A 26,197-nucleotide genomic window follows, 5' to 3' on the forward strand; every position below is an offset into this window, starting at 1 on the left:
AATGTGTCGAGAGCTTGGTTCGATCCAATATCTCAGGCCGGCAATGGATCGGTGCCGCGATCGAGCAAGGCCAGGTAGTCCGAATAGGCGTAGATCCGGCCGCGTTGCCGTCCCGTGGTCTCGCGCACGACGTTGATCTTGGCGAGATTTTCCAGCGCCGTGCTGGCGGTCGGGAAAGAGATGGCGAGTTTCTCGGAGACAGTCTGGATGGTGACGATCGGGCTGGCTTGCATCAATTCGTGGACGCGGAGCGCGGATGGGGCCGCACGGCCGAGAGCGGCGATCTGCTGTCGGTGAGCATCGAACATGGCGATGAGATCGCGCGCGGTCGCGGCGGCTTGTTCAGCAGTCTCAGCGACGCCGGTCAGGAAGAACTCCATCCAGGTCTCCCAGGTCCCAGCCTGGCGGACCTCCTGCAGGAGCCGGTAATAGTCGTCGCGCCGGGATTTCAGGAACAGACTGAGATAGAGGATCGGCTCGCGCAGCACCCCCGCCTCGCATAGGATCAGGGTGATAAGCAGCCGACCCAGGCGCCCGTTGCCGTCGAGAAAAGGGTGGATCGTCTCGAACTGGACGTGGGCTAGGCCCGCCCGGATGAGCGGGGGCAGCGCTGCATCCTCGCTGTGCAGGAAGCGCTCGAGCGCATCTAGGCATTCGTCCAGCCGGTTCGGCGGTGGCGGCACGAACAGCGCGTTGCCGGGCCGGGTTCCGCCGATCCAGTTCTGCGAGCGGCGAAACTCGCCGGGTTGCTTCGCGGCGCCCCGTCCCGACTTGAGCAGGATGGCATGCATTTCGCGGATCAGCCGGAGCGACAAGGGAAATCCACCCCGCATTCGGGAGACGCCGTGCTCGATCGCCGCGACGTAGTTCGAGACCTCGGTCACATCGTCGAGCTCGACCGTCGGCGCCTCGTGATTTTCGAACAGCAGCAGATCGGACAGCGAGGATTGCGTCCCCTCGATCTGTGACGAGAGGAGGGCTTCCTTGCGGACGTACATGTAGAGGAACAAAGGCGTCGAGGGCAGGATCGTCGTCACACCGTCCAGGCGCCCGACCGCGGCGATGGCGCGTTCGTAGACCTGCATGAAGCGCCCGAGTTCGAGCGGCGGATTCGGCGGCAGCGGGGCAGGCACATAGGCCCGCACGCGCTCGCCTCCCGCGCTCGTTTCGACATAGGCGCCGAGCCTTTGATTCTCCCCGTCCGTCACGCGCGATCCTTTAATTAGCTTCATCGCTATTAAAGCATACCGCCATATATCTTAATAGCGGGTGGGGTTAATTCAAGGCCCCGCAGCGGTCGCTCCCTCGCCTAGAGCTTCCCGACCGGGAGAAGCTCGCTCAGCAGCCGATTGGGGAACCGCCGCTTCTGCACGATGGCGTAGAACGTCTCCGTGACCTCGGGTATCCGGCAGTGCTCGACGAGGACACCCGCCTCAAGCTCGTCGCGGACGACAATTGGAGGCACGAGGGTCACGCCCTCCCGTTCACGGGCGAGCAGACGCAGCATCGCCATGTCGTCGACTTCGGCCAGGATGATGGGTCTTATCCCAGCTAGCTCGAGCACCCGATCGAAGGCGACGCGAATATCGCTGTCCAGGCTCGGCAAAAGAATCGGTTCCGACCGGAGATCGTCGGGAAATTTGAACTTGCGCCCATCGGCACGCGGATGGCCCACCAAGCTCACGGGCTGCTCGTTGAGCAAATGATTGCGCAAGGACGAGCGGGCGTCGCGCGGCGCGGCGCTGTTGGCCAGGACCACATCGATGGTGTGCGCCTCCAGTTGCGTGAGCAGATCGCGAACGTTGCCTGAGCGGACGATCAATTCGACATCCGATCGGCCGACCAGGGGCCGGAGGAATTCGAGCTGGAAATTCCTCGACAGGGTCGTCAGGGCACCGACGCGGAGAACCTGACGGGTAGCCAGCGGCTGTCCCCGCAGGGTGCTCATGAGTTCGTCGCCGGCCTTGAACACCGTGTCGGCGTAGTCGAGCGCGATCTGCCCGGCCTCTGTCAAAATGAGCTTCCTGCCGACGCGCTCGAAAAGCGGATGGCTCATCTGGTGCTCAAGCTTCTGAATTTGAACAGAAAGAGCCGACTGGGACAGGTTCATGCGCTCGGCCGCCCGCGTGAGGCTGCCCTCGTGAGCCACCACCCAGAAGTAGCGCAGGTGATTGTAGTTCAGGTCTCTCATATCGTTCTATTAAAACGAACGACTTTGCCGAAACAATGAATTTTTTTCGGATTTCGTCATCAGGTACCAACGTCCCCGAACAGTCATTGTCTTTGAAAGGGGGCTCTCGTGCAGCACTTCCTCGCGCCGCTGTCGGCGCCCGTTCCGCTGCTTCTCGCCGGAGCAATCGGCTTCCTCGATCGTGGTCGGCGGCCGAAACTCAGCCCCTTACTGGCCGAAACCGCTTCGCTCCTCGCTTTGCTTGCGGCGATCTTGTCAGCCGGGGGCCTGATCCTCTTCGGAGCTGTCGAAAGTCCCGTCCCCGGGTTCAAAGGATTCGGTCCTTCGGTCAGGCTCGACGCCGTCAGCGCGACCATGTTGCTGCTGGTGACGTTCGTCGGCTGGATCGTCGTCCGCTATGCGCGGACCTACCTGGACGGCGAGGCCCGCCAAGGCGCCTTCACCGGGTGGCTTTGCCTGACACTGGCGTCGGTGGCGCTCCTCGTGACCGCCGGCAATCTGTTCCAGCTGGTGATCGCTTGGATCGCCACCAGCCTGTTTTTGCACCGGCTGCTGCTGTTCTATCCGCACCGCATCGCCGCGCAGCGGGCGGCGCGGAAGAAGTTCATCACCGCGCGGCTCGGCGATGCCGCGCTCCTCGGCGGCGCGTTCTTCCTGGCCGCCGCTTACGGGACATCTGACGTCGGGACGATCCTTGCCGCCGCGAAATTGGGCGCGGGTGGAGGGCTCGCCATCGCCGCCGCCGGCTTTCTGGCGATCGCCGCGGTGCTCAAGTCGGCCCAGTTTCCCGCCCACGGCTGGCTCACTGAGGTGATGGAAACGCCGACGCCGGTGTCGGCGCTCCTTCACGCCGGCGTCATAAATGCCGGCGGCTTTCTGCTGATCCGCTTTGCCGACGTCATGCTGCTGGCGCCCGGCGTGCTTGCCGCGCTGGTCATGATCGGCGGGTTCACCGCGCTTTTCGGCAGCCTGGTCATGCTGACCCAGCCCGCGGTCAAGACCTCGCTCGCCTGGTCCACCGTGGCCCAGATGGGGTTCATGATCTTCGAGTGCGGCCTGGCGCTCTTCCCCCTGGCGCTGCTGCACATCGTCGCCCACTCGCTCTACAAGGCGCATTCCTTCCTCGCCTCCGGCGGCGCCGTTGAGCGCGTGGCTGCGATCCGCAGGCCCGGCCCGGTCGCCGTGCCAAAGGCGGGCGCCGTGGCGCGCGCCTTCCTGGCGGCCCTCGCGATCTACGTCCTGGTCGGGGCCTGCTTCGGCTTCGAACACAAGTCGCCTCAGGCGATCGCGCTCGGCGCCATTCTGATCTTCGGCGTCGCCTATATGCTGGCGCAAGGGTTCGCCGACGCGGCGCCCAGAGCGCTGACACGGCGCACAGCCGTCTATGCCGTGGCGACCTCGGTCGGCTACTTCGCCCTTCAGTGGGCAGCGACCGCGATGACCGCGAATGTCCTGCCGCCGCCGCCGGCGCCTGGTCCGCTCGAATGGGCGCTGATCGCACTGACGGCCGCGAGCTTCGGCATCGTCGCCATCGTGCAGGCCATGTTTCCTCTTTGGGCCAACCACCCCGCCGCCGCCGGCCTTCGCGTGCATCTTTCGAACGGATTTTACGCCAACGCCGTCTTCGACCGGCTGATCGGCGGCTGGTCCGTCCGTAACCCATCCTAACCGACCAGGAAGACCGATCATGCCCAACGAAATCCTCTCGACCTGGCCCGACGCTCAGGCACTGGCGATCGCCATGGATCGCGCCGCCCGCGCGATCCCGCCCGCTTGGCCCCTGGCGTCCAGCGTCGCGGTCAACCCGTTTCTTGGGCAGACCGACGAGCCCCTCGCCAAGGTAGGCGCACGGCTTGCGCGGGTCTCCGGCGCCGCCGTCACCATGCCCCGGGGTTGGTATGCTCAGAAGATCGCGACGGGCGCGATCAGCGATGCCGATCTCGAGGCGGCAATAGCGAGCACGCCGGCCGGGTCGACGCGGGTTGATGTCTCGGTGCTCAAGGCCGCGGTCAGCGTAGAAGCGCCGCGCCCAAATGCGCTTCCGACTATCGCTGATCTGGCAGCGCGCGCATCCGGCGTCGATTGGCCGGGGATCATCGCCGAGCGCTTCGGAGCCTGGGCCGCCGGCTATTTCGACGAAGGACAAGCGCTTTGGGCGGCGCCGAAAGGCAAGGGCGCCTATGCCGCCTGGCGGGCTATCACCACCCATGACCTCACGCCCGAAATCGCCGGGCTGTCCAACTTCGCCCTTCATGTATCGGAGGCGCCGGAAACAGCTTCTGCGGCGGTCGAGCGGGTCGTGGCTCGGCTGGGATTGGAGGCGGACGCCGCCGAGACCTACTTCCATCAGATGCTCATGACGCTCGGCGGCTGGGCGCAGTTTGCCCGCTACAAGCTCTGGCAGGCGGAACTCGCCGACGGCACGGACGCGACGATCACCGATTTCCTGGCCATCCGTCTGATCTGGGAAGAAGCGCTCTTTCTGCACTACGGCGCCGAGATCGCGGAGGCTTGGGCAAGTGTGCGCACAGCACATGCCGCGCCCCTCGCACCGACGCTTGATGGCGACATCGACGCCATCCTGCAGGAGGCCGCCGAGCGCTCTGTGCAGCGGGCGTTGGCGCAGACTCTTGCCGGGCAGTGTCCTCAAGCGCTTGAGGATCGACCGGCGCTCCAGGCGGCCTTCTGCATCGATGTTCGTTCCGAGGTTTTTCGCCGGGCGCTCGAGAGCCTCGATCCCCGGATCCAGACCCTGGGCTTCGCGGGCTTTTTCGGTCTGACCACAGCGCACAGGCGGTTCGCCTCGGATGTCGAGGAACGGCGGCTGCCAGTCCTGCTCAATCCGGCGCTCAGGTCGTGCTCCGGCGGCCCCGACCTCCACGCGGAGGATCAGTCGACGCGGTTCAAGGCGCGCGCGAAGCGCGCCTGGGGCCGGTTCAAGCTCGCCGCGGTCTCCTCCTTCGCCTTCGTCGAGGCGACAGGCCCCGTCTATGTGGGCAAGCTCCTGACCGATGCGTTGCGATTGGATGGCGCTCGGCCGCCCAGCGATCCGGCGCCTCGGCTCGATCCGGCGCTCGACGCGGCGGCCCGGGTGAAGGCCGCCAAGACCGTGCTGCGCGCGATGTCCCTGACCCGCGACTTTGCACCGCTGGTGCTTCTGGCCGGTCATGGCGCCAACGTCGTCAACAATCCTCATGCCAGCGCCCTGCATTGCGGCGCCTGCGGCGGCTATTCCGGAGAGGTCAACGCCCGACTGCTCGCCTCACTTCTGAACGATGCCGAGGTGAGAGATGGGCTCTCGCAGAGTGGGATCGAAATTCCAGACGACACGCTGTTTGTGGCGGCGCTCCACGACACCACCACAGACGACGTGACCCTCTATGACGAGGATCATCCCTCCGCCGCCCACAAGGGCGACCTCGATCAGGCGAGAACCTGGCTGGCTTCGGCGGGCAAGATGGCGCGGACCGAACGCGCCCTTCGCTTGCCCCGGGCCGCAAGCGAGGCCGCCGTTTATCGCAGAAGCCGCGACTGGTCGGAAACCCGGCCCGAATGGGCCCTTGCCGGATGCCAGACCTTCATCGCCGCGCCACGCCGGCGCACGGCTGGCAAGAGTCTGGAGGGGCGGGCCTTCCTGCATGACTACGACTGGAAGCAGGACAAGAGCTTCAGCGTTCTCGAGCTGATCCTGACCGCTCCGGTCGTCGTGGCGAGCTGGATCAGCCTGCAATATTATGGATCGACCGTCGCGCCCGGTGTCTTCGGGGGCGGCAACAAGCTCCTACACAATGTCACCGGCGGGATCGGTGTGGTCGAGGGCAATGGGGGGCTCCTGCGCGTCGGCTTGCCCTGGCAGTCGGTCCACGACGGCGAGCGCTATGCGCACGATCCGCTGCGGCTGTCGGTCTGCATCGAGGTCCCGCGTGAAGCGATGTCGGAGATCCTTGGCCGGCACGCGGGCGTGCGCGCCCTGTTCGACAATGGCTGGCTGCATCTGTTCGCCCTGGACGAGGCCGGGCGCATGGCCTGGCGTTACGCGGGCGATCTCAAATGGTCGGCGATGGGAGACCGCGAGGCCTCTCATGCGTCGCCGCAACTCAAAGTGGCGGTCTGACGCCATGCCCCGCCAGCCCCGCAGTGCGAATTCCGGTCAGGAGCCAAGGTCATGACCCGAGCCGCAAACCATCTCGCCGCGCTGGAGTCCGAGGCGATCCACATCATCCGTGAAGTGGTCGCCGAAGCGCGAAACCCTGTGATGCTGTTCTCGGCCGGCAAGGACTCGACGGTGATGGCGCATCTCGCCATCCGAGCCTTCTATCCGGGTACGCCGCCGTTTCCCTTGCTCCATGTCGACTCGACCTGGGAATTCCGATCGCTGATCGAATTTCGGGACGCTTTCGCCAGCAAGCACGGCTTGCGTCTCATCGCGCACGCCAATGAGGAGGGACGAGCCGCGGGCATCAACCCGTTCGACCACGGGGAGCGGTACACCACGGTCATGCGCACGGAGCCGTTGAAGGCGGCGCTCGATGCCGGCGGGTACGACATCATCTTCGGCGGGGCTCGCCGCGACGAAGAGAAGTCACGCGCCAAGGAGCGCATCGTCTCGATCCGGAACGCGGCGCACGCTTGGGAGCCGCGCCAGCAGCGCCCCGAGCTCTGGAAACTCTACAACGCGCGCCTCGCCAAGGGCCAAACCGCGCGGGTCTTCCCCCTGTCCAATTGGACCGAGACGGACATTTGGGCTTACGCCCTGCTCAACGATATCGAGCTCGCGCCGCTCTACTATGCCGCTCCACGCCCTGTGGTCGAACGCGGCGGCGCCTTCATCGTGGTCGATGACGAAAGCCGGATGCGGTTCCTCCCCGGCGAGCAGACGTCCATCCGCAAGGTGCGTTTTCGCACGCTCGGCTGCTGGCCAGTGACGGGCGCCATCGAATCCGATGCCTCCGACCTGCGGTCCGTCGTGGACGAAACCCTCAGAGCATCCTCATCCGAGCGGCAGGGACGCATCAGCGACGGCGAGGATGGCGGCTCGCTCGAACAGAAAAAGCGCGAAGGCTATTTCTGATGGCGGGCTCAAGGCTGTGGAATTATCACGACATACAGGCGGTGCTGACCACGATGCACGCCAAAGAGCGTGTCATTGCTCCAATCCTGCGAGAAGGGCTGGGCCTGCGCGTTGAACTGGCCCGATCTGTCGATACGGATCGGTTCGGCACGTTCAGTCGCGAGGTCGAACGGAGCGGCTCGCAACTCGACGCAGCGAAGGCGAAGATCGCCGCTGGGTTTGACCGGGCTCCTAGCGCGCGCGTTGGATTGGCGAGCGAGGGCAGCTTCGGACCACATCCCCACATTCCCTTCCTGGCGCTCGGCCGCGAACTGGTTCTGATGGTCGACCGCGACAATGGTCTGGAACTCATCGGCTACGACGCGAGCCCGGAAACCAATTTCGCGCATGTGGTCGCGCGCGATTTCGATGAAGTCATTGCATTCGCCGAACGCGTCAGGTTCCCGGAGCATGGTTTGATCGTCATGGGATGCCGCGATGACCAGCCGGCGCCGGAAGTCCTTCTGCGGAAGGACGTCACGGACCATGACACGCTCGCGTCCGCGGTGCGGGAGGCGTGTAGCAGGTGCGGCGCCGCCTTTGTCGAAACCGACATGCGCGCCCATCGGAACCCAACCCGAATGGCCGCGATCGAACGGGCCACAAATGACCTCGTGCGCCGCTTTCACAGCCGTTGCCCGGACTGCGACTACCCGGGATTCGACGTGACCGAGCGTGTTCCCGGCCTGCCGTGCGCTTGGTGCGGCGAGCCGACCCGCGTTGTCATGACCAACGTTCTCACCTGCCGATCATGTGGTCACAGGCTTGAGCGACCGGCCTGCGATCAGACGACGGCAGATCCCGGACAGTGCGATGGATGCAATCCCTAGGCGTCGATGCGCCAAATTATCATCGGAGCGAAGCCAATGGTTGAGAGTGTAGCAGGAGGTACTTCAGGGGATGGCCCTCAGTTCGAGTCTGACGCGCACATTGCTTTCATACTCGAACATCCCGGCATGAGTGATTGGTTGAAGACGGCTTTGCAGGAGGCATTGCCGCGCGACCCCATAGCCGTGCTCAACGACCTCGAAATCCTCAATCTCGTTCTGCGGAAACGGTCAGAGGCCCTGATTGCCGGGATGTTTGCGTAGGTAGGTCCCGCTCAGAGCCGACTGGACACCCCACGAACCAGGCCAAACCCCATGCTTATCGCTGAGTTCTGAACCTGGCGTTACGGGAGCTAAGGCGGGGCGGGCCGGTTCGCCCGGGTAGACCGCCGGTTATCCGGGCGCCAGAGCGACCATGACCTCGTTCCGGCGCATGAACCAAGGCGTCCAAGGCGGATTGTATTGAGCTAGCGTGACCGGCCCGATTGGCTGCAAATGATGAGATCTGACTGCGGCAAGAAGTTCCGTGTCTTTGGCTTCGACTTCGCTTCTGCGCGCCAAGCCTGAGAAACGCAGCACCGCGACCCGTGTCGCCGGCAACGAACGCAATGTCACTCGCGGATCGTTGGGCTCGGGAAGCATCTCGATTGTCGTGAAGGCGCTCGGCATGGTGAACCTGACGACCCAGCTGTCGGCGACTTTCGTCTGGGTGACGGGGGCCGTCATCGCGATCTTCTCACTGACCGGCTGTTGAGCCACGGGAGCAGTCATGGCGATCGTTTGGCGGCGCTTATTTCCACCGAATATATAGCCAGCTAGCAGACGAAATCCTTTGCTGGCTGCTTCCTTCTGATCTCCAGACACAGTGACTTCGGCCACGATCAGCCGGGGATAAACCCTGACCTCGAACGCGCCATCATGCATGACGGTTTGGAAAGAGGGTTCTTCGACAGCCATTGCAGGACTTCCGATCGCCACGATCGCCAAGGCGACCAACAGCCCAAATTGTCTCAAGCTCATCGCAACCGATTTTTCCCGCGGCATCCACCCAATGAGATCGGAAATGGCGATTGGGGATCCACGTCGCAACCGCTTTCACCGACCCCGCCGAACTCGGCGGTCGAGGCGGATGACGCCGTTCTCTCGCTACCTGTGATGTAATGCTCGAAAGCTGGTCGCTATGATCGCTCTACAATTTAGCGGGCCGCATCGCCGCCGTTCAATATAGGAACGCCGCCCAAGCTTACCCCACGGTCGACGGCTATTTCTTAGAAATGGCGCACCCGACACGATTCGAACGTGTGGCCTCCACCTTCGGAGGGATATAGTTAGCTGCATGGGTTAACACAGTCATGCTGCTCCATGTAAGTCGCTGAAATAGAAATGAATCTCGCCAAGCAAATCAGCCCAGCGACTTGCCCTTTTCTCGCTCCTCGTTCCCGGCGCTTCCTTGGCGCGTTCGCCAAGGAACAAGCCGGTCACAACCCATGCCGAAACTTACAAAACGTATCGCGGATTCCGCAAAGGCGCGGGTGAAGGATTATTTCATTTGGGACGACGAACTGCCTGGCCTGGGACTCCGCGTGTATACTTCGGGCAAGCGCAGCTATGTCATTCATTACAGGTTTGCTGGCCGCTCTCGGCGGTTCACGATCGGGCTACATGGATTCTGGACGCCTGAGCGCGCACGACAGCAAGCAAAGGTTCTCTTCGGCAAGATAGTGAGTGGGGAAGATCCGTCGGAACAGCGGCAGCTCAATCATCAGGCCATCACGGTCAAGGAGCTTTGCAAACTCTACCTCGATGACCTGAACGCCGGCTTGATCATGGGCAAAGGCGGACGGCCAAAAAAACCGACAACCATCCTCTGCGACATCGGTCGAATCCATCGCCACATCATTCCGCTGGTCGGGACGCGGCGGGTGAAGGATGTCACTAAGGCGGATGTCAATAAGGTCCTGAAAGATGTGATAGCTGGTAAAACCAATTGCAGCTTCAAGACGGGAAAATTGCGGGGCAGATCCATCGTACGAGGCGGCGCGGGGGCAGCCTCGCGTACTGTCGGGCTTCTCGGTGGTATACTGACTTACGCGATTGAGGCGGGAATTATAGAAGCCAATCCGGTGCACGGGGTTCGACGACCAAAAGATAACGTGCGAACTCGACGCCTCGATGACTCAGAGTATCGAGAGCTGGGCTCGCTTCTCCGTGAGGCAAGCAAGGACGACAAATACCGGAGGACGGTAGAGATCATTCGGCAACTCGCGCTCACCGGATGCCGTCGATCTGAGATCGTGGCGCTTCGCTGGGCAGAAGTCGACATTGGATCAAGCTGTTTACGCCTCGCCGACAGCAAAGAGGGAGCGTCCGTCCGTCCGATTGGCTTGCCTGTCGTGGAATACCTTGAGGAGCGCGGCGCGAAGATTTCAAAGACTTACGTCTTCCCAGGAGGCGAGGAGGACAACCCTTTCGGCAGCTTTCCCAATCACTGGGAGAAGATATTTGATAACACAGCCTTGTCAGAAGTCACGCCGCATGTCCTTCGGCATAGCTTTGCAAGTGTCGCGAATGACCTAGGATTTACAGAGGCCACCATCGCTGCGTTGATCGGGCACTCGCGGGGCTCCGTCACTAGCAAATATATTCATACTCTGGACTCAGCTCTCATTATCGCGGCCGACACGATTTCTGGCTATATCAAGGGCCTTCTTGATGGCATGGAGTTTAAGTACACATCTTACGCGCTCGATCGTGGTGTCAGGAAGGCAGCTTTAGCTCGTTTTCTTAAGCAGATTAGCAATACGTCGACCGACGATTTGATGCTGGGGAGCAAGTCATCATGAATCGGTCGCCACAGTTTGGCGAGCTGACCAATGAAGAGCACACGACATCGTAAATCGTCCTCTACGGTCGACCGGCCTGCTTGCCGCAAAGTGCGCCACTTCACGCCCCAGCCCGTTCCGCGACCGGAACTTGCCTCTTGTAGGCAATTGCGCCATTTTTCTTGGGGGGATGGGGTCCCCCATAACCGCTTTTCCCCTGTGGCGAAGCTGATGACTCCTACTGCGAGATCGATCGCGGTGGGAGCTTGTCCGAAGGACGTAAGCCCACCTCAAGGTGGGCTTTTTCATGCGTAACCGCATGAGGGACCGGACGAGGCGAGAATGGCGACAGACTGGACGCATGCAGCTCCAACCATCTTGGCGGCGTTTCTCGCCTCTCTTGTCGAATGCACTGAGGCGCTGACAGTTGTGCTCGCTGTCGGCGCGGTGCGTGGCTGGCGAGGCGCACTGGGCGGTGCCGCGCTCGCACTTGTCGCTCTAACGCTGTTGGTGGTCATCCTCGGCCCGGCGATCACGCGGATTCCCGAGAACGTAGTTCTCCTCGCCCTCGGATCCCTCGTTCTCCTTTTCGGCATGCGCTGGCTCCGGAAAGCAATATTGCGGGCGGCCGGCGTCCTTCCGCTTCATGACGAAGATGAAGCCTTTGCTAAGGAGAGCGCGGCCTTGCGGCAGCTCGGCGGCCTGCCGAACACTTGGGATCGCATTGCCGTCAGCGCATCGTTCAAGATTACGATGATCGAGGGCGTCGAGGTCGTCTTCATCGTGGTCGCCATGGGTGGTGCTGGATCTACGTTGCTTATGCCGGCTGCCATGGGAGCGATCGCCGCGCTGGTGCTGGTCATTCTGTTGGGTTTCATCCTGCATCGGCCGGTCGCGATGATCCCCGAAAACACGCTCAAGTTCGTTGTCGGACTCCTGCTCTGCTCCTTTGGCACATTTTGGGTCGGCGAGGGGATGAGCTTCGAATGGCCCGGGGCTGACCTTTCCCTCATCGCGCTGAACGCGGGCTATCTGGCGGCTGCCCTTGCCCTGGTTTCGATTTGCCGCAGGGTCCGCGAAAGCAGCCCACGTTTCCCGAGGAAAACGACATGAGCTGGCTCGAAATTGTGTGGGCGGAACTGGCCGGCCTCTTTGTGGATGATGGTTGGCTGGCGCTGATGACGGTGGTGTGGCTGCTCGCATGCGCCCTTCTGTTGCCGCACTTCTCTTTGCCGTCTGCCATACGGCCAGCAATCCTCTTCGCCGGTCTTATCGTGATACTCGCGCGAAGTGCCGTGCGTCGGGCTGGAGAGCGCTGATGAACCCGATGATGATCACGTTATGGGTTGGCCTCGGCGGCGCAATTGGGACGATAGCCCGATACTGGATCGCGATCTGGGCACTACCCTTCAGCCGCACGCTTCCGCTCGGCACGATCGGCATCAACATTCTCGGCTCCTTCATCATCGGCTTCGTCGGGACCTTGACCCTGGCCACTGGCAAACATCCTCTCCCTGAAATCGCGCGTTTGTTCGTCATGGTTGGTATCTGCGGCGGCTTCACGACCTTTTCGTCATTCAGTCTCCAAACCCTCGACCTTTTAAGGGCCGGCGCTTGGAACCGAGCCCTGTTGAATGTCGGCCTCTCTGTCGGTCTCTGTCTCGGAGCCGTAGCGCTCGGCCATGGCATTGCAGCAAGATTGAATGGTGGCGCGCAACAGGTCGCACAAATCGCGATTGAGGAGGACGGATAATTTTTTTGCGCATCCGCAGATCACATGCCTAAACCCGCAAATACGTTCAGGTTCGAACCGCAGACAATTCTGCCGGTTAAGCGTTTGGCGCTTCTCAATAATGTGCGGTTTGCGGAGCTGGAACGTTGGCGCGAGGAGCTTGAAGAACGAGGCCGGCGGCTGCCGCATTTCGATCCGCTGGATGGCGGCGCAGACGCTAGGCTTCTGATCTTGCTCGAGACGCCAGGTCCCGGCGATGCTCCGGTTCGCTTCGTGTCGCGCGACAACAAGACCGGCACAGCACGCAATCTCCGACATTTCCTCGGCGTCGCTGCCATACCTCGGCGCGAGACCGTGCTTTGGAACGCAGTACCCTGGATCGTTCACTCTCCTGGAGACAAAAACCGCCCGCTCCGCGAGGCGGAAATTGCAGAAGGCCTCAAGACCGTGCCCGGCCTCATGGATCGCTTGCCGCGTCTTGAAGTTGTGCTACTCGCTGGCCGCATCGCCCAGCGATCGGCGGAAACGATAACCGCGCGGAGGCCGGGATTGGCTGTTCACACGATGCCTCATCCCAGCCCGGCCAATGTCTGCACGAACCCGGATATCAGCACACGCATCACACTTGCTGTGAATAGCGCCGCCACGATCCTCGGACTCAAGGCTGCATGCGCATGTCCATGAGATTGCCAGGCACCATCATGTTCGCGTTCAGGTGATACATGATCCATAGCGAACCGGCGATGACGATGCCGACGATGAGCACGCCGAACGCAAGCGCGAGGACGTTGTTGAGATTGTCGGGTCCTGTCGTGATGTGCAGGAAGAATGCGAGATGTACGCCCATCTGGGCGATCGCGAACGCAGCCAGGGCCATGGGCACGCCGGGCGTATAGATCAGGCCCGTGCCGCTCGCGACCCAGAACGATCCGGCGGTCAACCCGGCGGCGAGCACGAAGCCAATCAGGTAATTTCGGATCGCACTGGCGACGTCATGGGTGCCAGGCTCCTGATCGCCGGGCGCGGTATCAATGTTTGAATTTGCGTGTCCATGCATGCTCATGGGCTTGTTCCCAAAAGATAGACATTCGTGAAAATTCCGACCCAGATGATGTCGAGCGCATGCCAGAACAGCGCGAAGCATAGCCCTCTGCGCATGATGTCCGGCCGAAAACCCTTGGCCCAGAACTGCGCCATCATCGTGCCGAGCCATAGCAACCCGACTGTGACGTGCACGCCGTGCAGTCCGACCAGCGCGAAAAACGCGGAAAGGAAGCCGCTGCGATCCGGGCCTGCTCCTGCCGCAAGCATCTTTGCAAACTCGCTGACCTCCAGGACCAGAAAAGCAAATCCCAAGAGGCCAGTGATCAAATAGCCAACCTGCGTCCACAGCATATTGCGAACATTGCTGGCAATTGTCGCCATGCCGCAGGCGACGCTGGAAAGAAGCAGGAAGGTAGTTTCGAGCGCTACCGTCTTCAGATCGAAGAGTTGAGCAGGATTGGGGCCGCCGGCTGTCGCATGAGATAGCACTGCATAGGACGCATAGAATCCAGAAAACAGAACAAAGTCCGAGAGGAGGAAGATCCAGAAGCCATAGGCGGTGATGATGCGCTTCGTGGCAGGGCCTTTCCACCCGCCATCGGGCTCCGCACGGGGGCCGAGTTTGTGCGGGTCCTGAGCGACTGACGCGTCATGAGGCACGGCGCTGATGTGCGGCTCCCGTCCCTCGACGAGCGCGATGCGAGCCTCACGCCGTTGATGATCGATGCGGGCAACCTCAGCCGCGGGCATCTCGTATTCGGCGTGGTCGCGCCAGGCGAAGACAACAAAAACCGCGAAAGCGCCGATCAGGCCGACGATCACCAGCCACCAGATGTGCCAGATGAGAGCGAATCCGGCGACCACCGCGAAGAACGCGACCACGAACCCGGTCGGGCTGTTCTTTGGAAGTTCGATTGCTTGGTAGTCCGGTAGGTCGGTCAGGCGGCGCTGCTCCAGCGCTTTCTGCTTGATGCCCCAATAGGCCTCTTCCCCTTCGACATTTGGCAGCACCGCGAAATTGTAGGCCGGCGGGGGCGAGCCCGTGATCCATTCCAGCGTGCGTCCGTCCCAGGGGTCTCCCGTCAGGTCTCGCAAGGCCTCGCGGTTGCGGATCGAAACGACGATCTGAATGATCTGGGAGACGATGCCGCACAGAATGAGCACGGCGCCAATTGCCGCCACAACGAGCCAGGGATGCCAAGCGGCGACATCGTAATGCTGCATGCGGCGGGTCATGCCTTCCAGGCCGAGCACATAGAGCGGCATGAAAGCGACGTAGAAGCCTACGACCCAGAACCAGAAGGCGACTTTGCCCCACCATTCATCCAGCTTGAAGCCGAATGCCTTGGGGAACCAGTAGGTGTAGCCGGCAAAGGCGCCAAAGAGGACACCTCCGATGACGACGTTGTGGAAGTGAGCGACTAGAAAAAGTGAGTTGTGCAGCACGAAGTCGGCCGGCGGCACCGCAAGCAGCACGCCGGTCATGCCGCCGATGGTGAAGGTTGTCATGAAGGCGAGCGACCACAGCATCGGCGGCGAGAAACGCACGCGTCCGCCCCACATCGTGAACAGCCAGTTGAAGATTTTCACGCCCGTCGGCACCGCGATGATCATCGTCGTGATGCCGAAAAAGCCGTTGACGTCGGCGCCTGCGCCCATGGTGAAGAAGTGGTGCAGCCACACCATGAACGAGAGGACACAGATCGCCATCGTGGCGACGATCATCGAGCGATAGCCGAACAGCGGCTTACCGGAGAATGTCGAGATGACTTCGGAGAACACGCCGAAAGCCGGCAGGATGAGGATGTAGACCTCAGGATGTCCCCAGGCCCAGATGAGGTTGATGTACATCATCGGGTTGCCGCCGGCCCCGACGGTGAAGAAATGGAAGTCGAGATAGCGATCCAGCAGCAGCATGCCGAGCACGGCCGTCAGGATCGGAAAGGCAGCGACGATGAGCAGACTTGCCGCGAGCGCCGTCCAGCAGAAGATCGGCATGCGGGTCAGCGTCATGCCCGGCGCGCGCATCTTCAGGATGGTGGCGATGAAATTGACGCCGGTTAGCAGCGTCCCGACCCCCGATATCTGGATCGCCCACAGATAGTAATCGACGCCGACCCCGGGCGAGAAACCCAATTCCGATAGCGGCGGATAAACGAGCCAGCCAGTCTGGGCGAACTCACCGACGAACAGCGAGATGTTGACGAGCAGCACAGCCGACGCGGTCAGCCAGAGGCTTACCGAGTTGAATGTCGGGAACGCGACGTCGCGCACGCCGAGTTGCAACGGCACGGCGAAGTTCATGAGCCCGATCATGAACGTCATCGCGACGAAGAAGATCATGATCGTACCATGCGCGGAGAAGATCTGGTCGTAATGCTCCGCCGGCAGGTAACCCTGAGAATGAAATGCGATCGCCTGCTGCGCGCGCATCATCAAGGCGTCGATGAAGCCGCGGATCAGCATCAGCAGCGCGAGGCCGCAGTACATCACGCCGATCCGCTTATGGTCGACCGACGTGATCCATTCGCGCCACAGATAGGGCGCGTAGCCTTTGGCGAATACCCAACCAAGGGTCGCCAGTACAGCGGTCATGACCACGAGCGAGGCGACCAGTGGAATGGGCTGATCGAAGGGGATCGCGGACCAACTTAATTTGCCAAGCATTATGGTTCCTTCGTCGCGGCCGGCGGAGTGTCTTGGCCGCCGTGGCCCCCCTCGATGCCCGGACGATTCAGATCGCCCGCGACGACATCGTCGAACAGCTTTGGATCGACGTTGCTGTAGGTGCTGGGCGGCACATTCTTGCTCGGTTTCGCAAGTTCGTCGTACGCGGCCTTGTCGAGCACCGGGCCCGAGCCCTGAACGCTGGCGAGCCATTGTGCGAATTGATCCGATGCGACGGCGCGGACGTCGAAATGCATGTCGGAAAACCCCTCGCCACTGAACTGAGCGGAAAGGCCGGGATACGTTCCCGGCTGGTCCGCCTGCAGGCTGACTTGCGAAGTCATAGACGCCATGGTGTAAATCTGGCTGCCGAGCTGCGGCACAAAAAAGCTGTTCATCACGCCAGAGGATGTCAGCTTGAAGTGGACGGGCCTTCCGGCGGGAATGACCAGCTGATTGACCGTCGCCACGTGGTCATCAGGATAGATGAACAACCACTTCCAATCGAGCGACACGACCTCGACCTCAATAGGCTTCTCCTTTGAAGGAAGCGCTACATAGGGGTCCAAGGCGTGCGAACCAAACCACGCGATACCGCCGAGAAACGTAATGACCAGTACCGGGATCGCCCATACAATCAGTTCGAGGGTGCCGGAAAAGGCCCAATACGGCTGATAGCGCGCCCGGACGTTCGAGGCGCGAAACCACCATGCGAACGCCAAGGTCGCAATTATTGTCGGAACAACGATAACCAACATGATGGCGAGCGAGTCGAATAGGATCAGCTTCTCGGAAAGGCTTACCGGTCCTTGCGGGTCAAGAACGCCCGAGCATCCTGCGAGCGACATCGCGGGCAGCAGCCCGACTGCGAGCCTCGTGCTCGCTCTCGCTGTCCATCTTTGCTGGCATCGATCATTCCGGCTCAAAACTCAGCCCTTCCAGTATTATGGGGCGGCTTTCAGCTTCGTCAGATAGTCAACGATTGCTGGAACATCTTTGTCGTCGACCGGCGCCTTGTAGACATGGATCATCTTTTCGGCTTCGGCTTTCCACGTCGCCTCAGGCAGCTTCGGCTGGGTCAAGATCATGCCGGCCGAGTGACAGGCGACGCAGTTATTGTTGACCACGTCCGAACCGGGGCCTGTAAACATGGTTGCTCGATCGGGCACGTCGATCGAATCGGACTTCAACGTCAAAGTTTGCGCGCCAGCGATGTTCGGAGCGGCGAAAGCGAACAGAAGGAGCGGCAGGAAGATCGTGCGTTGCATGACATGTCTCCTCAGCTCACGATGACGGATGTCGCTTCAATGACGTTGCGCATGAAGCCCGAGGGATTCCAATTCGGTTGGGCGGGCTGGATGTCGCCGTCAGTGTTGGTGCAGCGGATCATTAGGGTCTTATTGCCCTTGTCAGTCAGCGTGATCGGAAGCTCCCACTGACGGAAGCTGTATTTCCCTTCATCCTTGCCGAGCTTGGCAGCTTGCCAGGACTTTCCATCGTCCGATGACAGATCGACCTTGGCGACGCCTGTATCACCTCCGAAGGCGATGCCACGAACTTGCGTCGGCGTTCCGGCCGGAAGCTTCTGGTTCGGCGCGACGTTTGTAATGAACGAACGCGGCACCATCTTGTTGATCGGCACCATCTTGACGCCCGTCTGACCAGGCTTGATGTCGGCATGGGGTGTGTCGGGTATGGTGTACGCCGTCTTCATCCAGAAATTATCGTCGGGCTTATCCAGCACCTCGATGTCGCTGAGGGCCTTCACCCAATAGGTGGCGTACCATCCGGGGACGATGAGGCGCAGCGGGAAGCCGTTCAGGAGGGGAAGTTGTTCTCCGTTCATCGCGTAAGCGATCATGACCTCGCCATCGCGCGCATGATCGATATCGAGCGACTTCATGAAGTCGGGGCCGTCAGGGACAACCGGTTCGTCGAGACCGTTTAGCCGCACCTGAACGGCGCCGCTTTTCACGCCGGCGCGATCGAGGACATCCTTGAGCCTTACCCCAGTCCACTTCGCATTTCCCATGGAGCCGTTTGCCCATTGCGCTCCCGGCACGCGGGGTTCGAACAGCCCCCGCGAGTTCCCTGAACACTGATTGACCGCCGCCATCTCGACGCGCGGCAGAGCCATGACGTCCTTCAGCGAGAGAGAAACTGTCTGATTGACGTGTCCATGAACGGCGAGGCGGAACTTATCGACGTCCACCTCGGTCGGAATGACTGCCCAATGCCAGCGCACATAAAATTGGTCGTTGGGCGTGAAAACGCCCTTATCAAACACTTCAAATGGCGTCTCCAACAGCGGCGGGCGCGACCGCTGCAGGATCATCGGTCCTTTGTGCGGGAAGTTGGTGACGATCGAACGTTCGTCAGGACCGCCAGGCAGGCCGAGCCGTACGATCGATTGGGCCCAGGCCGGACGGCTGGCGGCAAGGAGCGCAAGTCCACTGTAGCCGAGCACACGACGCCTATCGAATACCATGTTGCCGATACTCATGCGCTTTCTCCCTGACCTTCGTTCTATGCGATTTGTTCGAGGCTACCAACTCGTCGAATATCGGTCCAAGCTTTGAGGACGCATGGAATGATCTGGCGCAGCGATCGATAATCGACGTGGTCTTCAATTGTGAGGAATGATCCACCCCCATTTCTGGAAGATCTTTGCCCCTTGGGGCGATTCCAGGAATTGGACAAACTGCTTAGCCTCCATGCGGGTCTGGCCACGCTCGGTCAGCGCAACGCCCGCGTCTCGGTAGATCGCGTAATCGGGCTCGACCGCTACCTGATCCGCCAATGTCGGATTTGCCTTTTGCCAAATCGTCCAGATCAGCCACGCATCAAGCGTCGGATCCTTCGTCCAGGCCGCTTTGGCCTCCGCGCTGTTGCCCGCGACAACCGCGATGTTGGAGCGAAACGCTTTGACGCTCTCTATGTCGCCCCTTCGGCCCGCGACGTCCTCCCAAAGGCCCTGTTGCCCGGCGCCGTTCACGACTATGATCCGGTGGCCAGGCTTCAACAGATCCGCGAGGCCTTGGATATGTCCGGGATTGCCCGGCCTGACGAGGATAGCGGCGGCACGCAGGTAGAGCGGCTTGACCGATGATGGATCAATGTCGGGCACGGCCTTGATGAAATCCGACATCATAACTTCGGACCCGCTGAAGATGACGTCTGCGTCCTGCTTCGCCTTGTCGACCCATTGGGGCGTCGGCCCCGCGGTGACGATCACATCAATCCCATGCGCCTTACCGAAGGTAGCCGCGGCTTCATTCATTGCCGGCAGGGGACCGCCCGGCCCGTAAACGTGCAACGGCTCTGCAGCAAAGCTGGAGCCTCCCCAAGAAATCGCGGCTAAGACCAATGCGGCCGTTGCAAACTGCTTCATCGACGCCTCCGCTTCGAATTACCCGATATGGGCCTACAGCTGGTCTGGTTCCATCCGCTGATCGCGATCAGTCTGAACGCCATTCAAGATCGATCCGACCTTTCTTGATCCCTGATCCATCGCCAAACATGATCAATGCGTGCGCGCATCGCCGTTGGATGAATCCGTGATTGTCCGAGAAACTCACATAAAACCCGCAGACATCGGAGCCCTCATGTCGGAGACCGTGATGCCCACTCAGGCAATCGCCAACAGCGCACGGCTTTCAGGCCGGCTAGAAATCGTCCGTCAGTTCACGCCGAACTGGTTCACCGTCACGATGGGAACAGGAATACTGGCGCTCGCCTTGAACCAGGCGCCCATCAATATTCCCGGCCTGCGTGCCGTCGCCGACGCGCTTTGGCTCCTCAATATCGGCTTGTTCACAGCTTTTACGTGCCTCTACGTCACACGCTGGATCCTGTTTTCCAGCGAGGCCATGCGCGTTTTCGGGCATTCGGTGGTGTCGATGTTCTTTGGGGCCATCCCGATGGGCTTGGCGACGATCATTAACGGCTTCCTCGCATTCGGTATCCAGCGCTGGGGCGAAACCGCGGTATCGATCGCCCAGGCGCTCTGGTGGCTCGACGCCACGCTATCCGTCGCCTGCGGCGTTCTTATTCCCTTCCTGATGTTCACGCGGCAGGACCATAGCGTGGAGAAGATGACGGCGGTCTGGCTGCTGCCCATCGTTGCCGCGGAAGTCGCGGCCTCGAGCGCGGGTCTGCTGGTCCCGCACCTCACCGGCGCGGCCGCCCTGCACATGCTGATCTTAGGCTACGCGTTATGGGCATTTTCAGTCCCGCTCGCGATGAGCGTGCTGGTCATCCTCGTGCTGCGGCTGGTGCTGCATAAGCTGCCCCACCGCGACATGGCGGCGTCCGGCTGGCTCGCGCTCGGGCCGATCGGGACCGGCTCGTTGGGGTTGCTTTTGCTGGGGGCCGACGCTCCCGCGGTCTTTGCGCAGGCGGGTATGCCTGCCATAGGCGATGTCGCGCACGGCATCGGCATCATCGGTGGCGCTGTCATGTGGGGCTATGGCGCCTGGTGGCTTCTGCTCGCGGTGCTGACGACAATCCGCTACATCCGCGAGGGCATGCCGTTCAACATCGGCTGGTGGGGTTTCACCTTCCCGCTCGGCGTTTATGCAGTGGCGACCCTGACGCTGGCTCGGCAGACCCAGATTGGCTTTCTGGCTGCGACCGGCGGGGTCTTGGTCGGCTGCCTGGCCCTGTTTTGGCTCATCATCGCCGCGCGCACACTTCGTGGAGCCTGTAACCGCTCGCTCTTCGTGTCGCCTTGTCTGATTACCGGGTCGATTCCTTCCGACTTTGAGGCGGATGCTGTCTAGCCGCCTCGCAAGTCGGATGCGATATTATGACCATGACATTGGAACAGCTCCGGGTTTTCGTAGCCGTCGCCGAGCGGCAGCATGTGACGCGCGCCGCCGAGGCCCTGAACCTGGCGCAATCGGCGGTGAGCGCCCACGTCGCCGCACTGGAGGCGCGGCATGGGGCGAAGCTGTTCCACCGCGTCGGTCGAGGAATTGAGCTTACGGAGACCGGCCGTCTTTTTCTCAAGGAGGCTCAGACCGTTCTCGCGCGCGCGGAGGCAGCCGAACTGGTGCTATCGGAACTCGGCGGTCTCAAGCGCGGTACGCTGGCTGTAGCGGCCAGTCAAACGATAGCCAGTTACTGGCTCGCGCGACATCTGGTCGCTTATCGCCGAGCGTATCCGGGTGTCGAAGTCAAGCTCATCATCGGAAACACGTCTCAGGTTGCCGGCTTTGTCCGAGACGGCACAAGCGAACTCGGATTTGTGGAGGGACATATTGAAGACCCCTCCCTCGCCAGCGAAACGATCGCGCGCGATCAAATGATGGTCGTCGTGGGCCACGAACATCCCTGGTCAAAGCAACAGCCGGTCACGTTCGATGATTTGCACGACACGGATTGGGTGCTCAGAGAACCCGGCTCTGGAACTCGATCCGAGTTCGAAGAGGCGCTACGCGCAAAGAAGGTCGACTTCACCAAGCTTCGCATCGCGCTCGAACTTCCCTCCAACGAAGCTGTCAGGTCAGCAGTGGAAGCAGGCATGGGCGCCACAGCGCTGTCGGCGAGCGTCGTCGCGGCCGGGATCGAAGCAGGTTTGCTCTACGACGTAGGCGTCCAGTTGCCCGATCGTGAGTTTCACGTGCTGCGCCACAACGAAAGATATCAGAGCCAGGCGGGCCAAGCGTTGCTTGGAATTATCGATCCGCATTGAAATTCGTTCCGACAATTTCTCCATTTGGCGCTGTCGAGCAGGTGTCCTTCGACGCGTCATATGATCGTTCTTGAACGACGATCGATCTTATCGCGAAGCCCTTCTGGCCCCGAGCGCGTTCTCCTTCCAAGTTGTCAATAGGAGGACGCAAGATGATCGGAACCACACTTCAACGTCGCCAGGCGCTTCAACTCGGTCTCGCAGCGGGCATCGGCGCCGCATTTGTCGCCCCTTCAGCGCCGGCGGATGCCAAGAGCAACGACAGCGCGCTTCTTCCCACAGGCTCAAACGCGTTGCGGGAGTTGACCGATCGCCTCGCCAAAGCGCCTCGCCGCCGAGACTTCAAGACGGTTCCGATGATTCTGACATCTCCGGACCAATGGGACCACGAAGCGCTTTCGGACGTCATCGCCTATCAGTCAAAGGCGAAGCAGGTGTGGGACAATACCGACATCGCCAGCCCCTGGCTCAATCTGATGCGCAACGCGCTGAACGCGCAGATTTGGTCGTTCAAGCATCCTGATTTTCTGGCGGTCTCTGCGACTCATGGAACAGCCCACCTGGCGCTTTACGATCAATCGATCTGGGACAAATACCAACTCGCCAAACTTGCCGGCGACAAATTCCAGACGAATACCCTGATCGTTGAAAAGAAAGCGCAGTCCGCAAGTCTCGAGAACTACGAAGATCCAGCGGGAGCTTTCTCGCCGGAAGACAACTCCATTCCCGCGCTGATGAGCCGCGGCGTCGTGTTCATGTCCTGTCACAATGCTATCTGGGAGGAAGCGGCCGGGCTACTCAAAGCGAATGTCAACCCAGACAAGCTCAGCCATGAAGCGTTGGCGGCTGAGTTGACCAACCATCTCATCCCCGGCGTCGTGCTTACACCTGGCGCGGTGGGTACGCTGCCCGAATTGCAGCAAGCCGGCTTCCACTATGCGAAGTAAGGCGCTCACGATGCTCAAATCACTGTTCATCGCAACATTGGCCTCAGCCGTTTGCTTGGTCTCTGGGGCAGGTGCGTCTAATGCCGCCGAACCTTCTTCAGACGCCATGAAGGTGCCGGGCTTCGCGGTCGACGTTTTTCCACCCTGGCAGGACGGCCGGAACAATGACGCCACAGATCGCGGCTTGGCATTCACCGTTCCGGAAATCGACGACATGGCCGATTTCCACGGCGATCTCACGAATCCCGAGCTCGTGCTCTTTGTCGGCGGAAACTATTACTTCGCCATGGCGCCGTTGGTGAAGGCATTCGAAGCTTCACACCCGGAATATAAGGGCCGGTTGTTCTGGGAGACGATACCACCAGGATTACTGGTCGATCAGATGAAGGCTCACGGTCGCATCACGGTCGGCAACATGACTTTCGTGGTAAGGCCGGATGCTTACTTTGCGGGTCTCAAAAAGGTTCAGAGTCTGATCGACGAAGGCCTTCTTGATGGGCCGCCCGTGCCCTACGTCACCAATACCTTGACCATGATGGTGCCGAAGGCCAATCCAGCGAAGATCGATAGCCTCCAGGATCTCGGTAAGGCCGGCGTCAGACTCGCTATGCCCAACCCCGAGTTCGAAGGCGTGGCGCGTCAGATCAAGGCCGCTCTTGCCAAGGCCGGGGGCGATAAGCTTGCCGACGCTGTGTACGGCACGAAGGTCAAGGACGGCTCAACCACGCTGACCCATATCCATCATCGCCAAACACCGCTGTTCCTGATGCAAGGCTTCGCCGACGCGGGCGTGACCTGGAAATCGGAGGCCCTCTTTCAGGAGCTGGCCGGACATCCGATCGCCCATGTCGACATACCGGAGAATGAAAACGTAACGGCCGTCTATGCCGGCGCGGTCGTCAAAGGTAGCGCTCACGGCGAAGCCGCGAAGGCGTGGCTCGAGTTCATTCATTCCCCCGAAGCGCTGAGCATATTCGAGCGCTATGGCTTCAAGCCTTACGCCGGGCAGAACTGAACTTCTCTTTCGATAAGGAAAATCGAGATGACGATGACCTTCGCAAGATCGCGCATTACAACGGCCACGACAGGGCAGTCGGAAGCCGTCATCCCAGACGCAACGTGGCGCATTGCAGGCTTAGCGCTCCTCTCGGTGCGTTTCATCCAGGGATTCATCTATTGGGGTGGCGGCTCTCGCCGCTTCATTTATGCGCCGTCTAAGCTCGATCCGGACGCGACTTCTTGGATGGCCAATAAATTCCAGACTGCGATGCCGGGGGCCCTGCTTGGGACCGATCACATCATCTCTTACTTGCTGCAACATTTTTGGCTGCTCTATCCGGCAGTCATTCTCTTCAGCGCGGCGGAGCTGATCGCTGGGCTGATGTTGATGGCAGGATTGATGACCCGAGCCGCCGCTGCCGTCTCTATCGGTTTCTCGGTCATCCTGATGTTGATGTTCGGGTGGCAAGGCGCGACATGCATCGATGAATGGACCATGGCTGCCAGCAGCCTCGCGATGGGCGCGACGCTCATGCTGGCTGGAAGCGGCGCGTATTCGCTCGACAACGTTCTGCTGCTACGTAACCCGGCTCTCGCGAACAAGGTCTGGTTCCGTTGGCTATCCGGCGCGCTGCCTTTGCCGATGAGCGGCTCAGCCTTTCGCAATCTTGCGCTCGCGGTTCTGGCTACAACCGTCGTATTCAACGTGGCCACGTACGACTACTACCGAGGCTCGGTTTATAGCGCTTTCCATGGGGGACCGGTGAGCCCCAGCAAACACCATGTGACGTTGGAGGGCGCAGCGCTGCTCCCCGACGGGAATTTAAAGTTCCATGCCTATCTCGACGGCGGCACGCCTGCCTCGGCATCTCACATCGTCGATGTCGCGTTGCTCGGAAGTGATGGTGCCGTCATTCATCGGTGGGACATGGCTGCCTTGAGCGCGTTGCCCAAAGACGCCATCCGCAACGATTTTGCGTACAACAAATTCAGTATCGGTCCCTATGGCCTTGTCGCCAAAGTAGGAGCGATGGCGGAAATCACGCTGCCGCTGCAGGTCGTTACTGTTCCGGGCAGTGCAAAGCTCCGCATGACGACCGTCAGCGGAAACCATTTCGATGCAAGCGTAAATGGTTAGTGCCGTCGAATCATATTTGCGAACGTCTCTTTGCAAGGAATAGCAGAATGAACAAACTGCCGAAGAATGTTGTCGTGACCGGCGCGGCCGGCCAGATCTGCTACTCGCTACTGTTCCGGCTCGCGAAGGGAGACGTTTTCGGAACCCGGCAACCTCTGCGGCTACACCTATTGGACTTGCCACAGGCACAGCAGGCGGTTCGGGGCGTCGTCATGGAGCTGGAGGATTGTGCCTTTCCGCTCCTCACGAATGTGGTTATCACCGATGATCCCAAGATCGCTTTCAAGGACGTAGATGCGGGCTTCCTCGTCGGCTCGCGACCGCGATCAAAGGGAATGGAGCGTCGGGATCTCCTGTCCGCCAACGCTGACATTTTCCGAATTCAAGGCCGCGCATTGAGCGAGGCCGCAAAGCGGGATGCAAAGATCCTGGTTGTCGGCAACCCTGCCAACACGAATGCGATGATTCTCGGTGACAATGCTCCTGATTTCCCGACAGAAAACATCACCTCGATGATCCGGCTGGATCACAACCGAGCATTGACGCAATTGGCGCGGCGCGCTGGTGTCGCGGTCGGCGACATCGAAAAGTTCGTCGTCTGGGGCAATCACTCGCCAACGATGTTCGCCGACTGGTCTCATGCCTTGGTCGACGGCCGTCCGCTCTCTGAGCTCATAGGTGACGAAACCTGGTATCGAAATACGCTGATCCCCGAAGTGGCGCGCCGAGGAACGGCAATCATTGAAGCGCGGGGGTCGTCGTCCGCCGCATCCGCTGCCAACGCCGCTATCGATCATATGCGTGATTGGGTTCATGGGAGTAAGGGTGACTGGGTCTCCATGGGACTGCGTTCAGACGGAGCCTATGGCATACCAGAGGGACTTGTCTTTGGGATGCCTGCTATTTGTAAAAGCGGACAATACGAAAGGGTTGTGGACTTGCAATTCGGGCAATTCGCCAAGCAGATGCTGGAAAGAACAATTACAGAACTCAGCGAGGAAAGGGAGGCGGTGCGCGGTTCTTAG

At 60.9% G+C, this 26,197-nt stretch carries 24 protein-coding genes, 1 pseudogene and 1 riboswitch; of the genes and pseudogenes, 15 read left to right on the forward strand and 10 right to left on the reverse strand.

Going from position 1 to position 26,197, the window contains the following annotated elements; all coding sequences use genetic code 11:
• Positions 1–32: 32 nt before the first annotated feature.
• The gene (locus QO011_RS16035) at positions 33–1,232 is read right to left on the reverse strand and encodes a Fic family protein (RefSeq protein WP_307273839.1); all 1,200 of its coding nucleotides are present in this window, start codon (positions 1,230–1,232) and stop codon (positions 33–35) included.
• A 77-nt stretch (positions 1,233–1,309) separates the two neighbouring features.
• Positions 1,310–2,191 carry a LysR family transcriptional regulator gene (locus QO011_RS16040; RefSeq protein WP_307273841.1) on the reverse strand — a complete coding sequence of 294 codons (882 nt, stop codon included), beginning with the start codon at positions 2,189–2,191 and terminating at the stop codon, positions 1,310–1,312.
• Between the two features lie 108 nt (positions 2,192–2,299).
• Between QO011_RS16040 and QO011_RS16045 the strand changes: the two genes are divergently transcribed.
• From QO011_RS16045 to QO011_RS16060, 4 genes are read left to right on the forward strand one after another with little or no spacing between them, the layout of a single operon-like run.
• Positions 2,300–3,859 carry a proton-conducting transporter transmembrane domain-containing protein gene (locus tag QO011_RS16045; RefSeq protein ID WP_307273843.1) on the forward strand — a complete coding sequence of 520 codons (1,560 nt, stop codon included), beginning with the start codon at positions 2,300–2,302 and terminating at the stop codon, positions 3,857–3,859.
• Positions 3,860–3,878: 19 nt separating this feature from the next.
• Positions 3,879–6,305 carry a YbcC family protein gene (locus QO011_RS16050; protein ID WP_307273847.1) on the forward strand — a complete coding sequence of 809 codons (2,427 nt, stop codon included), beginning with the start codon at positions 3,879–3,881 and terminating at the stop codon, positions 6,303–6,305.
• Positions 6,306–6,356: 51 nt separating this feature from the next.
• On the forward strand, positions 6,357–7,262 hold the full coding sequence (gene cysD, locus QO011_RS16055; RefSeq protein ID WP_307273850.1) for a sulfate adenylyltransferase subunit CysD: 906 nt from the start codon (positions 6,357–6,359) through the stop codon (positions 7,260–7,262).
• Positions 7,262–8,131 carry a DUF6671 family protein gene (locus tag QO011_RS16060; RefSeq protein ID WP_307273853.1) on the forward strand — a complete coding sequence of 290 codons (870 nt, stop codon included), beginning with the start codon at positions 7,262–7,264 and terminating at the stop codon, positions 8,129–8,131. Before cysD ends, QO011_RS16060 begins: the two co-directional genes overlap by 1 nt.
• Before the next feature lie 390 nt (positions 8,132–8,521).
• Here QO011_RS16060 and QO011_RS16065 read toward each other — a convergent pair whose 3' ends face one another.
• Positions 8,522–9,085, reverse strand: coding sequence for an SOUL family heme-binding protein (locus tag QO011_RS16065; RefSeq protein ID WP_307273856.1), 564 nt, complete (start codon positions 9,083–9,085; stop codon positions 8,522–8,524).
• Positions 9,086–9,615: 530 nt separating this feature from the next.
• Here QO011_RS16065 and QO011_RS16070 point away from each other — a divergent pair.
• The 5 genes from QO011_RS16070 (at position 9,616) to QO011_RS16090 (ending at position 13,366) form a co-directional block, all read left to right on the forward strand.
• The gene (locus QO011_RS16070; protein WP_307273859.1) at positions 9,616–10,971 is read left to right on the forward strand and encodes a tyrosine-type recombinase/integrase; all 1,356 of its coding nucleotides are present in this window, start codon (positions 9,616–9,618) and stop codon (positions 10,969–10,971) included.
• 156 nt (positions 10,972–11,127) lie between these two features.
• Positions 11,128–11,198: riboswitch (Fluoride riboswitch) on the forward strand.
• A 94-nt stretch (positions 11,199–11,292) separates the two neighbouring features.
• Complete coding sequence (locus tag QO011_RS16075) at positions 11,293–12,063, forward strand: COG4280 domain-containing protein (protein WP_307273862.1); 771 nt, start codon at positions 11,293–11,295, stop codon at positions 12,061–12,063.
• Positions 12,060–12,269, forward strand: coding sequence for a hypothetical protein (locus tag QO011_RS16080; protein WP_307273865.1), 210 nt, complete (start codon positions 12,060–12,062; stop codon positions 12,267–12,269). The genes QO011_RS16075 and QO011_RS16080 overlap by 4 nt, the downstream gene beginning before the upstream one ends.
• Before the next feature lie 8 nt (positions 12,270–12,277).
• Complete coding sequence (gene crcB / locus QO011_RS16085) at positions 12,278–12,703, forward strand: fluoride efflux transporter CrcB (RefSeq protein WP_307274228.1); 426 nt, start codon at positions 12,278–12,280, stop codon at positions 12,701–12,703.
• Positions 12,704–12,727: 24 nt separating this feature from the next.
• Entirely contained in the window at positions 12,728–13,366 is a 639-nt protein-coding gene (locus tag QO011_RS16090) for a uracil-DNA glycosylase (protein ID WP_307273868.1), read from the forward strand.
• Here the strand turns inward: QO011_RS16090 and cyoD are convergent.
• From cyoD to QO011_RS16125, 7 genes and pseudogenes are all read right to left on the reverse strand, one after another.
• On the reverse strand, positions 13,341–13,745 hold the full coding sequence (cyoD, locus tag QO011_RS16095) for a cytochrome o ubiquinol oxidase subunit IV (RefSeq protein ID WP_307273870.1): 405 nt from the start codon (positions 13,743–13,745) through the stop codon (positions 13,341–13,343). The two genes, QO011_RS16090 and cyoD, sit on opposite strands and share 26 nt — an antisense overlap.
• Complete coding sequence (locus QO011_RS16100) at positions 13,742–14,386, reverse strand: cytochrome (ubi)quinol oxidase subunit III (RefSeq protein WP_307274231.1); 645 nt, start codon at positions 14,384–14,386, stop codon at positions 13,742–13,744. Before QO011_RS16100 ends, cyoD begins: the two co-directional genes overlap by 4 nt.
• A 27-nt stretch (positions 14,387–14,413) precedes the next feature.
• A pseudogene (cyoB, locus tag QO011_RS16105) lies at positions 14,414–16,393 on the reverse strand (cytochrome o ubiquinol oxidase subunit I); the annotation flags it as partial.
• On the reverse strand, positions 16,393–17,241 hold the full coding sequence (cyoA, locus tag QO011_RS16110; RefSeq protein WP_307273873.1) for a ubiquinol oxidase subunit II: 849 nt from the start codon (positions 17,239–17,241) through the stop codon (positions 16,393–16,395). The gene cyoA and the pseudogene cyoB, both read right to left, overlap by 1 nt.
• Positions 17,242–17,337: 96 nt before the next feature.
• A complete protein-coding gene (locus QO011_RS16115; RefSeq protein ID WP_307273875.1) occupies positions 17,338–17,661 on the reverse strand; it encodes a c-type cytochrome in 324 nt (107 codons plus the stop codon).
• An 11-nt stretch (positions 17,662–17,672) separates the two neighbouring features.
• Complete coding sequence (locus QO011_RS16120) at positions 17,673–18,896, reverse strand: molybdopterin-dependent oxidoreductase (RefSeq protein ID WP_307273877.1); 1,224 nt, start codon at positions 18,894–18,896, stop codon at positions 17,673–17,675.
• A 123-nt stretch (positions 18,897–19,019) separates the two neighbouring features.
• Complete coding sequence (locus QO011_RS16125; protein ID WP_307273878.1) at positions 19,020–19,784, reverse strand: substrate-binding domain-containing protein; 765 nt, start codon at positions 19,782–19,784, stop codon at positions 19,020–19,022.
• Between the two features lie 214 nt (positions 19,785–19,998).
• Between QO011_RS16125 and QO011_RS16130 the strand changes: the two genes are divergently transcribed.
• The 6 genes from QO011_RS16130 (at position 19,999) to QO011_RS16155 (ending at position 26,197) form a co-directional block, all read left to right on the forward strand.
• A complete protein-coding gene (locus tag QO011_RS16130; protein ID WP_307273880.1) occupies positions 19,999–21,174 on the forward strand; it encodes a TDT family transporter in 1,176 nt (391 codons plus the stop codon).
• Positions 21,175–21,206: 32 nt separating this feature from the next.
• Positions 21,207–22,088: a LysR family transcriptional regulator gene (locus QO011_RS16135; RefSeq protein ID WP_307274235.1), complete on the forward strand. Its 882-nt coding sequence runs from the start codon at positions 21,207–21,209 to the stop codon at positions 22,086–22,088.
• A 152-nt stretch (positions 22,089–22,240) separates the two neighbouring features.
• The gene (gene tetH, locus QO011_RS16140; protein ID WP_307273883.1) at positions 22,241–23,035 is read left to right on the forward strand and encodes a thiosulfate dehydrogenase; all 795 of its coding nucleotides are present in this window, start codon (positions 22,241–22,243) and stop codon (positions 23,033–23,035) included.
• Between the two features lie 10 nt (positions 23,036–23,045).
• A complete protein-coding gene (locus QO011_RS16145; protein ID WP_307273884.1) occupies positions 23,046–24,050 on the forward strand; it encodes a substrate-binding domain-containing protein in 1,005 nt (334 codons plus the stop codon).
• Between the two features lie 27 nt (positions 24,051–24,077).
• Positions 24,078–25,172 carry a TQO small subunit DoxD gene (locus tag QO011_RS16150; protein WP_307273888.1) on the forward strand — a complete coding sequence of 365 codons (1,095 nt, stop codon included), beginning with the start codon at positions 24,078–24,080 and terminating at the stop codon, positions 25,170–25,172.
• Between the two features lie 47 nt (positions 25,173–25,219).
• Positions 25,220–26,197: a malate dehydrogenase gene (locus tag QO011_RS16155; protein WP_307273890.1), complete on the forward strand. Its 978-nt coding sequence runs from the start codon at positions 25,220–25,222 to the stop codon at positions 26,195–26,197.

Source organism: Labrys wisconsinensis (genome assembly GCF_030814995.1).
Classification (GTDB): Bacteria; Pseudomonadota; Alphaproteobacteria; order Rhizobiales; family Labraceae; genus Labrys; species Labrys wisconsinensis.